This window comes from Paenibacillus sp. 10L310 (genome assembly GCF_056395745.1).
The window spans coordinates 33,036-45,604 of the sequence record NZ_JBFTKC010000019.1 but is presented as its reverse complement, the minus strand read 5'-3'; the positions used below and the strand labels follow the sequence as shown (position 1 = coordinate 45,604).

At 43.8% G+C, this 12,569-nt stretch carries 9 protein-coding genes and 1 pseudogene; 8 read left to right on the top strand and 2 right to left on the bottom strand.

What is annotated here, in order from left to right; all coding sequences use genetic code 11:
* Positions 1-247: 247 nt before the first annotated feature.
* Together AC1DE7_RS26670 and AC1DE7_RS26665 are read right to left on the bottom strand one after the other, a co-directional pair.
* Positions 248-1,420, bottom strand: coding sequence for a mannitol-1-phosphate 5-dehydrogenase (locus AC1DE7_RS26670; RefSeq protein ID WP_477535536.1), 1,173 nt, complete (start codon positions 1,418-1,420; stop codon positions 248-250).
* A gap of 47 nt (positions 1,421-1,467) precedes the next feature.
* Positions 1,468-2,136, bottom strand: a complete 669-nt coding sequence (locus tag AC1DE7_RS26665) for an HAD family hydrolase (RefSeq protein WP_477535535.1) — start codon at positions 2,134-2,136, stop codon at positions 1,468-1,470.
* Positions 2,137-2,640: 504 nt separating this feature from the next.
* Between AC1DE7_RS26665 and AC1DE7_RS26660 the strand changes: the two genes are divergently transcribed.
* The 8 genes and pseudogenes from AC1DE7_RS26660 to AC1DE7_RS26625 all read left to right on the top strand — a co-directional run bounded on the left by AC1DE7_RS26660 (position 2,641) and on the right by AC1DE7_RS26625 (position 12,538).
* Entirely contained in the window at positions 2,641-3,567 is a 927-nt protein-coding gene (locus AC1DE7_RS26660) for an ADP-ribosylglycohydrolase family protein (protein WP_477535534.1), read from the top strand.
* A gap of 25 nt (positions 3,568-3,592) precedes the next feature.
* On the top strand, positions 3,593-4,840 hold the full coding sequence (locus AC1DE7_RS26655; RefSeq protein WP_477535533.1) for an MFS transporter: 1,248 nt from the start codon (positions 3,593-3,595) through the stop codon (positions 4,838-4,840).
* Positions 4,841-5,242: 402 nt separating this feature from the next.
* On the top strand, positions 5,243-6,190 hold the full coding sequence (locus AC1DE7_RS26650; protein WP_477535532.1) for an alpha/beta hydrolase: 948 nt from the start codon (positions 5,243-5,245) through the stop codon (positions 6,188-6,190).
* A 219-nt stretch (positions 6,191-6,409) separates the two neighbouring features.
* Complete coding sequence (locus AC1DE7_RS26645) at positions 6,410-6,589, top strand: hypothetical protein (protein WP_036615241.1); 180 nt, start codon at positions 6,410-6,412, stop codon at positions 6,587-6,589.
* Positions 6,590-6,719: 130 nt separating this feature from the next.
* On the top strand, positions 6,720-7,418 hold the full coding sequence (gene sigK, locus AC1DE7_RS26640; RefSeq protein ID WP_017687130.1) for an RNA polymerase sporulation sigma factor SigK: 699 nt from the start codon (positions 6,720-6,722) through the stop codon (positions 7,416-7,418).
* Between the two features lie 682 nt (positions 7,419-8,100).
* Positions 8,101-8,229, top strand: a pseudogene (locus AC1DE7_RS26635) (amino acid permease); the annotation flags it as partial.
* A 372-nt stretch (positions 8,230-8,601) separates the two neighbouring features.
* Complete coding sequence (locus tag AC1DE7_RS26630) at positions 8,602-9,657, top strand: cysteine peptidase family C39 domain-containing protein (RefSeq protein WP_477535531.1); 1,056 nt, start codon at positions 8,602-8,604, stop codon at positions 9,655-9,657.
* Between the two features lie 1,519 nt (positions 9,658-11,176).
* Complete coding sequence (locus tag AC1DE7_RS26625) at positions 11,177-12,538, top strand: amino acid permease (RefSeq protein WP_477535530.1); 1,362 nt, start codon at positions 11,177-11,179, stop codon at positions 12,536-12,538.
* The last annotated feature ends 31 nt before the right edge of the window (positions 12,539-12,569 follow it).

The following is a 12,569-nucleotide window of genomic DNA, read 5'->3' as shown; positions in this document are numbered from 1 at the left end:
TGAGCCTCAAGGCTGAGCCAAACGATGTAGTAAATTAAAAAGATTCCCTAAACAGCGTGTTTCCTTGAGAGAGGAGATGCGCTGTTTTATCGACGTTACTACAATATAGATAGGATGTACCGTGCCGTGCCACGCCGTGCATAGACAAATAGCCGGAAGGAGCGATGCAGCTGCATAGGTTCCTCCCGGCTTCTTGGCCGTGCTTCTATTCAGTTTGCAGGATCGAACCCATGCCTTGATCCGTTAATCAGGTTAGTATAGTCGATTCCTTGCGCCCTCTGAGTTCTTGATAACGGGAGATTACATTCTGATGAACGGGATGTTCGTCGGGAATTCCCATGCGTTCACGGATGAAGGCGGAGACGCCATCTTCGCGAATCATATGTTGTAGCTTCATGGCTTCCTCGTCGCGCTTGTCATTGAACAGCATTGCGGCCGCCATAGCAGAAGTTAAATGAGGAATTTCAATTCCGAATTCACTGGCCTGCATCGCTGGGCGAACAAGCCGATCATGAGGCGAAAGCTTGCGAAGGGGGGAACGTCCGACCCGGGTGACCTGATCCGTCAGGTTGGGATTGGCGAAGCGTTCCAGTATGGTATCGATATATTTGTCATGCTTCTGAGCGTTGAATCCGTGCTTCTGGATGAGCATCTGACCGGTCTCTTCCATAACATGGCGCACTTTGGCCCGCAGGGTGGAATTACTCATCACCTGGCGGATCGTCTTGAATCCTTCGAGATAGCCGAAGTATGCGGCGACACAATGGCCTGTATTGACCGTAAACATTTTACGCTCGATATAAGGTTCAAGCGAATCCACATAGTGGACGCCATCTATTTTCTTAAATCCATCCAGAAGTGCTGGACGATGAACGACCCATTCGTAAAAAGGTTCAACAGTGACCTGCAGCGGGTCTTTGTGGTTTTGAGCCGGAACAATCCGGTCCACAGCTGCATTGGGGAAAGAAACATAACGTTCGGCTTTTTTGCGAGTTTGTTCATCCAGGAATGGATAAATGCGTTTCTTCAACCTGGTGCTACCACCGATGGCATTTTCGCAAGCGATAATATGCAGTGGAGCCTGATTATTGTTTTTCATGCGAAGTTGAATGCCTTTGGCGATCGGTTCGGCGATATCTCCGAGTGCAGATACCCCCACCGCGGTTGTGATCACATCCGCTGAAGCGATCTCTTCAGCAACGAGATTCTGCTCACTCACATTGATGGCCGTCACGTTGTTGACAATCGTAGTGTCCTGATCTCTATTGGCAAGTGTAATCGGATATTCCTGTCTCTCTTGAAGCATGGAGATTTTCTTCGGGTTACGTGCGACAAAGCATACTTCGTAGTCGGAAGCGGACAACATATGACCGATAAAACCGCGGCCTATATTGCCCGCACCAAAATGTACAGCTTTCATGTGTGAACTCCCCCTTTAAGGATTAAATCGCGAAATTCGTGCAGACCTTAGACGGTAGTTACGAGTGGCTTCGAAATCAAATCATTAAATGTAAGGTCAGTCAAGCAAGATAACCGTTGGTGAGGCAGATCGAATTCCAGTGTTCCTGTGATGGTATTCGAGATGACTACGCAGTGCATACCAGCCGCAGCAGCTGCACGCGCGCCGTTAGGTGAATCCTCAATCGCTACGGCTTCGTCTGCAGTTACTCCAAGGGCTTCAAGCGCTTGAGTGTAGAGTTCCGGGTCAGGCTTCACATTTGCAACATCATCTGCCGTACGAATGACTTCAAAATAATCTTTTAGTTTCAGTTGTTCCAGATGCTGTTCAACCCACTCCCGTTTGGAGCTGGATGCTACAGCCAGTTTCAGTCCGGCTTCACGTGCTTGTTCAAGATATTCCTGAATACCAGGACGCACCTTTTCTTTGTTCATCAATGCAGCGTGTTGCAACTGAACGGATTCCCTGAACGCTTCCCGATCGATCGGAAGATTCAAATCTGTGATGAGGTACTCATACGGATTAAATGTTTTCAGACTGGTACCGATGCATTGTGAATACATCTCCAGGGTTAAATCTACGCCGTGTTCCTTGTAAGCATCACGAAAAGCAATATACCATGCTGTCTCTGTATCAATAATCGTTCCGTCGAAATCAAACACCAGTGCCTTAATCATAAATTTGTTCCTCCTGTTTCAGAATTAGTTTGGGGATAAAACGAAAAATGAAAATTTTCTGCAAATTCATTCCCTATATTCATTAACCTGCGGGATATTAGTTAACGCAATAAACCGAAAATGAATATTAATTTGGGAAAAAATATGCGTTTGAAGCTAATAAAACCGTAACATAGGACAAACCGAAGGGTCAAGCGCGTCATGATTGTTTACATTGAAAATTTTCGCATGTATGATTTATTTTCAGAAAATGATGAACGTTGCAAACCGTTAACCCTTTTGCATGTAAGCGGTATACTGAATAAACTGTTTTTAGAGCTCAAAAAAATAAAACTTTTTTTATGAAAATTGGATAGTCTGGCCGTTCAACAGCTTTCGACACTTTTATAATAGAAGAAATGGAGCTGAATTTATTGGATTTTATTAGCTTTACGCCAGATCAGGCCCTGTGGGAGAATGGAAGAAAGATTCTGAAAGTATATGGAGTAAGGGAGGAAGACAAGCATGTTGCAAAAGGACCGTTTCAATGGCTGCTTCATCGGGCTTGCAGCGGGTGATGCGTTGGGAACTACCGTGGAATTCAGCAGCCCGGGCACATTTGAACCCGTAACGGATATCGTGGGTGGAGGTGTATTTGGGCTGGAGGCAGGGCAGTGGACAGATGATACATCCATGGCTCTGTGTCTGGCAGAAAGTTTGGTACGTAAAGCAGACTTTGATCCTGCGGATCAGATGCGCAGATACACCAATTGGTACAAGGTCGGGTATATGAGCAGCACAGGCGATTGCTTCGATATCGGCGGGGCCACACGAAGTGCCTTGGAGAGGTTTGAGATAACTGGAGAAGCCTACAGCGGATCAACTGACCCGATGACGGCGGGCAATGGCTCTATCATGAGGCTTGCACCTGTCGCGATGGCTTATGCTAATCAACCAAACGAGGCGGTTCGTTATGCCGGGCTGAGCTCCCGGACAACACATGCTGCAACGGAAAGCGTGGAAGCATGTGAAGTGCTGGCCGCCATAATTGTTGCCGGTCTGCGCGGAGCGGACAAGAGCGTCATGCTGATGCCGGAGACATGCAGACAGTGGAGGGAAGAACCTACTTTTTCGCCTGCAATTGAAGAGGTTGTGATGGGTTCCTATCAGAGCAAAGAACCGCCGGAAATTAAGGGTAGTGGTTATGTGGTTCGTTCACTTGAAGCAGCACTATGGGCGTTACATAAGTCGTCAAGCTTTGAAGAAGGCGCGTTGTTAGCTGTTAATCTGGGTGATGATGCGGACACTACAGGTGCGGTGTATGGGCAGATCGCAGGTGCTTATTATGGACTGAGTGGTATTCCGGCACACTGGCGGGACAAACTGGCTATGCGTGAAACGTTCGAACAACTAACAGATGCCTTGTGGTTGAAGGCGACAGAAAATCGTTGATTAGAGACAGGAGAAGAGAACATCTATGAGCACCACAGGACACACAACAGAACCACAGGCTTCGCAGTCAGGTAAACGAGGGGCGTTTCCATTATCCCTGTTATGCCTGACGATAGGGGCTTTTGCGATTGGTATGACTGAATTTATTATTATGGGCCTGCTGCCCAATGTGGCAACAGATCTGAATGTAAGTATTCCGCAGGCTGGACAACTCATTACGGGATATGCGCTTGGTGTAGCGGTAGGTGCGCCGATATTGACCGTATTTACACACAAGATTCCGCAGAAAAAACTGCTGGTACTGCTGATGTGCATTTTCATTATCGGGAACGCATTGTCCGTTATTGCTCCCACCTATGGGTTGTTAATCTCAGCACGGATATTAACGGCATTTGCTCATGGTACGTTCCTTGGTGTAGGTTCAATCATGGCAACGCGGCTTGTTGCGCCCGAGAGAAGGGCAGGGGCGGTATCGGTTGTTCTCGCGGGGCTAACGATTGCCAACATCATTGGCGTTCCGTTTGGTACATTTATCGGGCAACAGCTTGGATGGCGGTCATCTTTCGGGGCGATTACAATTCTGGGCATTATCTCATTAATGGGGATTATTCGTTTTATTCCGGTTATTGCGCAAGGACCGCCTGCAAACCTCGGTCAGCAATTTCGAAATCTGGTACGTCCACAAGTGTTGCTGGTTCTGCTTATTGGGGCGTTGGGGTGCGGAAGTTTGTTTACAGTCTTCACCTATATTACGCCGATGCTTGTGGATATTAGCGGCTTTGCAGAGCAAAGTGTGACCTGGATTCTGGTGTTGTTTGGCTTCGGTGTAACCTTGGGCAATTTGGTTGGCGGCCGTCTGGCAGACTGGAAGCTGATGCCTTCGTTAATCGTCAACTTTGGTATCCTTGCTGTTCTTCTGGCAGTGCTCACGCTGACGCTGGAGAATCCGTATCTGGCAGTGCTCACGATATTTTTCTGGGGGGTTGCCGCTTTTGGTATTATGCCGGGACTTCAGATTCGGATTATGAATATGACTCGTGAAGCACCGCTACTTGCGACAACCTCAAGTCATTCGGCATTTAACCTGGGAAATGCCGCTGGTGCCTATATGGGTGGGTATGCAATTACACATACGGGACTTATCTCAGTGCCTTTGTATGCCGCAGTTATTGCCGGATTAGGTTTGCTAGGACTGCTCTTCAGTCTGTTCATGGAGCGTAAACATCATGGGCCAGAGGTTGCCCAGGTTGCAGAGGCAGCGTCGGCAAGCTGAATATGGAATCGTTTCGCCTCAATTCTTCCGTTGAACACGGAGAGTTGAGGCTTTTTTATATCATGATGAGATCCAGAGTAGGGGAGCGAATAGACGGTCTGGCGGGGTGGAGAAGTATACTTTTTAAACTATAAGATATAGTTATTTAAGTTTTTTGATGATGTACAGGCCTTGTGAGGTGATATAATAAAGATGTAATTGGAATTGATTGTAAATTATGGATCGCGGATGTTTACTTCCTTATTGGGAAAGGTGAAGGATAGCGGTCCGTATTCATACGTGGAAAGGAGGAACTTCGTTTTTAAATGTAAGGGCTTTCAATTGGGGTTTGTGTGTATCTGAAAGACCTGTTATGAGGTTCGTACACGGTTTAAAATCATATTCCAAAGGAGATTGATATTAATGAAAAAACGTCTGTCCAAAATTCTGAGTCTCTCCATCACAGCAGCACTCCTTGTACCAACGATGGCGTCTGCAACGGATATGCAGGAAACTCCAGCTCCAGCCCCCATTCAGTCTGTGATAGATCAGGGAGCGACCGGCACCATGGATAATACCGGGCAAAATGCGCTGGCTAATACTCCGGTGGTGCCGGCACCACCGGGTTATGATGGCTATCGAAACAATATTCCGCACGGAAATACCAATCTGATATCCTATTACTCCACAACGGTAGGCAATACACGGAAAGCGACGGTGTATACACCGCCAGGATATTCTCCGAATAAAAAGTATAACGTCCTGTATCTCCTGCACGGCATCGGCGGAGATGAGCATGAGTGGGTTAACGCAATGAAACCAAAGAACATTCTGGACAACCTGTATTCGGAAGGTAAGTTGTCCCAGATGATCGTTGTCATGCCAAATGGCCGTGCCATGAAGGACGATCGTCCAGTTGGTGACATTTTTGCTCCGGACAAAGTGGCTGCGTTTGAACGGTTTGAGCAAGACCTGCTCAAGGATCTGATTCCTCATATCGAGGCCAACTATCCGGTATACAAAGACAAGAATAGTCGTGCGCTAGCCGGACTGTCCATGGGTGGTGGGCAGTCGCTTAATTTCGGATTGAAAAATCTGAATACCTTCGCTTGGGTAGGGGCCTTCTCGGCTGCACCGAATACGCAATCTGTATCACAGCTGGTTTCCAACCCGGGACAAGTAGCCAGCCAACTCAAATTGTTGTGGATCTCCTGTGGATCAAGTGACGGTCTGTTATGGGTCAGCCAGAACTTCAAAAACGGCTTGAGCAGCATGAATATTCCGCATACCTTTTATCTGGATGTAGGTGGACACGAACCATCTGTCTGGAACAGCGGCCTGTATCAGTTCTCACAACGAATCTTCAAATAATTTAATTTGAATTAGCTTCTTGAAGCAATCGACAGGAGAAACAGGAATTCATATCGATATGTAGCCTCAGTTCTGTTCTGCACAGGGCTGGGGCTTTATGTTGGTTAGTGTGCGAATATGACATGATGAATGAGAGAGAATATGTTAGCATGAAGGAAGCAGATCCACATGGAGCGGGTAGTTAATTACATAGGTAGATACATGAAGGAGAGAAATAGGATGTTCTATTACAAAGGTGCATTCCGGGAAACGGACAATGTGATTTATTTCAAAAGCGATGTTTCATTAGCCCAGAATGATGTTGTCCTATTTGGTGAAAAGAAATATTTTATCGAAAGTGTGGAAAAAGAATTTCTCCTGCTTCAGCGGGTGGGCTCCATAGTTTCTGTGAGTCTGTGAAATCTTCGCAAGATCATCCCCTTTTTCAAGTGTACGTGCACTTCTGGGCCACTGCCTACATACAATAGATCGACCCTGTTCCCACATGTGCTCAGGCCAGATCGTTGTAAAACTGCAGGAGGTGTCATCTGTGCCCGGATTGTTTACCGCAATTGCTCTATTCATTAAAGAGTTAACGTTACTCGTCTCGTATGTCAAAAATAATGCGTTCCCCCAGCCACTGGCTGAGGGTGATGAAGCCAAACATTTACGCCTTATGGCTGAAGGCAATGCTCACTCTCGCAATCTGCTCATTGAACACAATCTGCGCCTCGTCGCGCATATCGTCAAGAAGTTCGACAATACGGGTGAAGATCAGGAAGACCTGATTTCCATCGGAACGATTGGTTTGATCAAAGCGATCGAAAGTTTTCAACAAGGCAAAGGCACAAAGCTTGCCACATTTGCGGCGAGGTGTATTGAAAACGAAATTTTAATGCATCTCCGTTCCCTGAAGAAAACACGCAAAGACGTATCCCTGCACGACCCCATTGGTACGGACAAAGAAGGCAATGAAATTACATTAATCGATATCCTTGGCACAGAAGCTGATGATGTTGTAGATCGAGTACAGCTCAAGATTGAAAAAAGCAAAATTTATCGCAATCTAGATATCCTCGATGACCGGGAGAAGGAAGTTGTAATTGGTCGATTTGGCCTGGAAGCAGGCGGGGAGGAACGAACTCAACGCGAAATTGCGAAGGAACTGGGCATCTCACGTTCTTATGTATCAAGGATTGAGAAGCGAGCGTTAATGAAGCTGTATCATGAGTTTTATAAGCAAAAGTAGTTGTTGGATAGACCAGAGGGCGCCTTTATCGGGAGCCCTTTTTACTGTGAAGATACTTAAATTGGATCTAAATAGTATTAATTATTTGGGGTTATGACCTAAATAAAGGAATTTTCATTCCTGATAAAGAATATCTTATACACAGACCAATTTAATATATAAGGAGTACATCATAATGAAGCAACTGTTTCAAAAGATTCCACTGTGGTATTTGTTAATCTGTATCATTGGGATGATTATGATCGTTTATAACATGTTCCAATCGTATTCAAGTATTCTTAACTATATTGCGCTATCGATGATTAGTGTTGCTAATGCTATTCGAATTTGGAAAAACGAACGTTCATTAGCGATTACTTTTTTAGTTGTTGCCGCTCTATGCTTGGCTTTTATTTTAAAATACTTCTATAGATATGTATAATCAGCATAACGTGGCATGAGAATAACAAAGGAATGTACATAGGCTGATGATAGTATGGATCGGATGCAACTTTAAGATTAATAAAAGCCAAGGGCATGAAATAGGAGCCTATGAAGTGGTCACCTCTTACAAAGGTGGCCTCTTTGCTGTGCAAAAAAATATATAAAAGAGGATATGTATTCTGGGCAGATTATTTTATATGATGAGTAATAATATTTTGCATCGCAGAGAGCATTTGCAGAAAGAGAGTGGTGGTTGATCATGCAGCAAGAAACGTTAACAAGGGGATTAAAGAACCGACATGTGCAGTTGTTGGCGATCGGAGGTGCGATCGGTACAGGTCTGTTTCTTGGAGCAGGCAAAACGATCCAGCTGACAGGGCCGTCCATCTTTGCCTCCAGTGTCCATTCACGTTTCAACGGTTGACCTGAATTGGTTCTGTATATATCCTTCTACGTCTGCTTCATGATACGAGGCACGCCAACGTTTTCCACAAGAACGGTTACGCTCTGAACTAATTTATTTGACATCTAAACGCTTTTGGGAATTTCATTTGGATCCTAAATATTCCATTTTATTTAAATGCATCGGTGTATGTAACCGGCTAAGCATTGAAGCCTAACATAATCATATTAACCCTAATATTACCATATAGAACTAGTGTATCTCTGGTGTTAGAATGAGGATTATATTTATTTTTAATTTTGTTAAAATGTTGGTTCTAATCAAATAAATGGAATAACCCTTTAAAGGAGTGAATTCGTGAATATAAAAGAGCTTCCTATACAATATCCATTAGTATCTAATTACCCACAGCATGCCTATTATTTTTCGATAATATCAAATAATGAGAATTGTTTTCCGTGGATTTATAGTAATTATTTAAATATGTGTTTGATGCAATCTGGGGAAGATTGTTTTTTAGACTATTATGCACAATCCCCTGAACATCATTTTCACCCTTGCTTTACACATACTCAACGGATGTTAAGATCGACGGTATTGAAATTCATGCCAAATATAGTTGAATTCTTAAAAGAACAAATCCAACAAGACAATTACATATGGCTTCATGTAAATGAATATTACATTCCAGGTTCGCCAGCGTATCAAAAGTTCTCATTTCCACATGCCATATTTATATATGGATTTGATGATCATGAGAGACGATTTAATATTTCTGGTTTTTTAGAAAACAGAAAGTATACAACTGCCTTCGTTTCGTATTCAGATCTAGAGAAGTCATTTCATGATTTTGGAAAAAAACATATAGATAATGATGTTACTCAACATGTTAACTATATGCACTTGCTAAAATTACATCCGAAACATCATCAAGGATTGCCATATCTATTTGATATGAAATTTGTTGCAGAACAAATCAAAGATTATTATGAATCAAAAAATCTATCCTTAAATTATCAATCCTTTTATAGTCATAAATCATATTCAGAGTGGACTTACGGAATAGACATTTTACCTAAGTTAACAGAATATTATTCTTCACACTTGGAGCACAGCGCTCAGTTCGATGTGAGACCACTTTACACGCTATATGATTATAAAAAACTCATGGTATCAAGAATTAAATATATAGAAGAAAACAAACTTTATGATCTTAACCCTGTGTTCTTGGAGGGATTCATTAAGATTAGGGATAAAAGTCAGAATATACTCAATCTATATATAAAATATGCATTAACACAAGATAAGCAAGTCCCTCCTAAATTGATAAGTCTCTTTAATGAATTGTATCTTAATGAACAAGTGCTTCTAGAACAATTGCTTAATGATTTCTCTAAGAACTCTCTATTGTGAAATTACTTGACCTTTATAAGCTATTCAAATGATTAGCGTGTTTTTGTATCAGCGATATGTTGAAGATATCTCTGTATGGTCCGAATGTTTAACGTCCAATCTTTAATGGGTCATAGCTCTGTTAAGTAGCGAATAAAAAAGTGTTCTATTAAACGGCGACTTTTTCCCGGAATTTAATCGGGGAAAGTCGCTGAGTTTGTCTTGAAAACGTTCCTCGTTATAAAACGAAATATAATTCATAATTTGGATCCTTGCTTGCTCCATATGTTGAGGTTTTTCCACTTAGTACTCCTCGGTATTTAAATGGTAAAAGAACGATTCAATAAAAGTGTTGTAGAATCAATTTTCACGGCAAGAAAGGCTTCCTGTCATCTTTTTTCTTCAACAGGTTTAGCATAGGGGCGGATGATTACTGAAGTCCCTGATCTAAATGGAGAAAATATGGTCGCTTTTAACGGCTTCACCGCATCCTTCACGAGTTTCAAGTCATTCTGTTCGGAAAGTGTTCCGAAGACACAATCTCATTGTTATCGTGATACGGACGAAGTCGGGGAATCCTTAGAAGCTTGCTTCCATATCCGCTCGCGCACTGTTCGCTTCTCTCTACAGGCAGTGTTCTTAGCTCGCTTAATCTACAGTGAGATTTCAGTAATTCTACACAGTCCTACTACGCGGCCCACGTGCATATTTCTCGTATGGACCGGCACCGGGCTTATAAATCCGGCTTCCCTCCCCGTGCTAGTTCGGATTGAGCTTTTTTTAGATATTCTACCTGTCCTTTTAGATAGGCATTTTCTTCTTCGGCACTGCTAAAATTTTTCTTTGTACAAGCGTCCTGGGTAACCCTTAAAACACACACTCCGTTTTAGCTTTTGCGTCCCCATGAGATATCTGGCTGGCATTTTTAAACTTCCCTATGATCCGGCTTTATGCCTAACCTTCCTCACTCGCAGAAGAATAGCCTCTTTCTTCGTTTCTTCAATGTATCGATTAGAAGCCTATCTTTTCTTTGCAAGCATAGCAAATATATCCTCCATTTTTCAGTATTTAGATCATTCCAACATGCTTTTTTCATCCCCTACCTTGAGGCGGTGAGACCAACACCGTTCAATTTCACAAATCTTTTGTTTATCGTAGGGCACTGCTGCAATGGGAGGCGATGTGTACTGAGCTGGTCCGCCGCAGTGTGGTTGCAAGCCAGATCAAGGTCGCGCCCGAAAAGGCAGGGTCATGACTGGCATTGGGATTATGATCGTTGGAACTGTACTTGTGATCCGGGCTCTTATTTTGTCGGACGGCGGGATTATACTCATCCTTCTCTCACAAATAACTTAAGATTATAAAAGCCAAGAGCATGAAATACGGGTGTATCAAGTGGTCGCCTCTTACAAAGGTGGCCTCTTTGCTGTGCAAAAAAATATATAAAAGAGGGATATGTATTCTGGGCAGATTATTATATGATGAGTAATAATATTTTGCATCGTAGAGAGCATGTACAGAAAGAGAGTGGTGGTTGATCATGCAGCAAGAAACGTTAACAAGGGGATTAAAGAACAGGCATGTGCAGTTGATGGCGATCGGAGGTGCGATCGGTACAGGTCTGTTTCTCGGAGCAGGCAAAACGATTCAGCTAACTGGGCCATCTATCTTGCTGGCCTATATTATTACGGGTGTTGTATTGTTCCTGATCATGCGTGCATTGGGGGAGCTGCTGTTAAGCAACTTGCAGTATCATTCCTTTGTCGATTTTGTGCGTGATTACCTGGGAAATATGGCGGCATTTATTACAGGCTGGACCTATTGGTTCTGCTGGATCTCCATTGCCATGGCTGATATTACGGCCGTTGGATTGTATACACAGTTTTGGTTTCCGAATGTACCTCAGTGGATGCCAGGGTTAATAGCGTTAGTCATTTTATTAATCATGAACTTGGCAACGGTAAAGTTGTTTGGGGAGATGGAATTCTGGTTTGCCCTGATTAAGGTCGTGGCTATTCTGGCACTCATTATTGTTGGTTTATATATGATCTTCAAAGGTTTTACGACGGATCAGGGTCCAGCAAGCTTCACCAATCTGTGGAGTCATGGGGGATGGTTTCCGAATGGACTGCATGGGTTCATCATATCGTTCCAGATGGTGGTGTTCGCCTTTGTAGGCATGGAACTGGTGGGACTCACAGCGGGGGAAACGGAGAACCCGGAGAAGGTTATTCCGAGAGCCATTAACCAGATTCCTATCCGGGTACTGCTCTTCTATGTTGGCGCACTGCTGATTATTATGAGTATTTATCCGTGGAACGCCATTGTGCCTACTGAAAGTCCGTTTGTACAAGTGTTTGCCGCTGTGGGTATTGCAGCCGCAGCCGGCATTGTGAACTTCGTGGTACTGACGTCCGCAGCGTCAGCGTGTAACAGTGCCATATTCAGTACAAGCCGTATGGTGTTCTCCATGGCAAAGGATCACAACGCACCCGAATCGTTTGCACGACTGAATAACAGGAAGGTTCCTTCCAACGCGCTGTTTTTCTCCACGATTGTTATTTTGATCGCGATTCTGCTGAACTATATCATGCCAGAAGGCGTATTTACGCTGATCACGAGCGTGTCGACCGTGTGTTTCATCTTTGTATGGGGCATCATGGTGATCTGTCATCTCAGATATCGTCGTACTCAGCCGGAACTGGCGAGTCGCAACCGCTTCAAACTGCCACTATATCCGTTTTCGAACTACTTGATCCTGGCGTTTCTGGCATTTGTGTTGGTGGTATTGGCATTGGCCGAAGATACGCGTGTGGCACTGTTTGTCACGCCAGTGTGGTTTATTCTTGTTGCGGGGATCTACCTTTTTAAAAAGAAAAATTTGAGTAATACAAGACAGTAGCCTTACCATCGTTGCCAAATAGCCGCCCAAT